This window comes from Pseudoalteromonas sp. GW168-MNA-CIBAN-0100, assembly GCF_040309225.1.
Classification (GTDB): Bacteria; Pseudomonadota; Gammaproteobacteria; order Enterobacterales; family Alteromonadaceae; genus Pseudoalteromonas; species Pseudoalteromonas arctica.
This window is the reverse complement of record NZ_JBEOOL010001105.1, coordinates 1-236: the sequence shown is the minus strand read 5'-3', so window position 1 is coordinate 236 and position 236 is coordinate 1. Positions and strand designations below refer to the sequence as shown.

The 236-nt window shown below is 39.8% G+C and carries 1 protein-coding gene; it reads left to right on the top strand.

Translation table 11 applies throughout. From position 1 onward, the window contains the following. On the top strand, nt 1-236 hold a 236-nt coding region (locus AAEY62_RS24790), incomplete at both ends, for a sodium-independent anion transporter (RefSeq protein WP_350637155.1).

The following is a 236-nucleotide window of genomic DNA, read 5'->3' as shown; positions in this document are numbered from 1 at the left end:
CATAAAAGGCGTGGTAAGAAGCTTAGATGCCACCGATAAAGCAAAAGCCGTGCAAGGGGTATTTATTTACCGCTTTAATTCGCCATTAACTTACTTTAATGCCAGTTACTTTAAACGCAGATTACTTGAGCAATACGCAAAACAAAAAGACGATACCCAATGCGTTATTATTGATGCCGTACCTTGCTTTACCCATTTAGATTTAAGCGTTATGGCCATGCTTGCCGATTTAGACG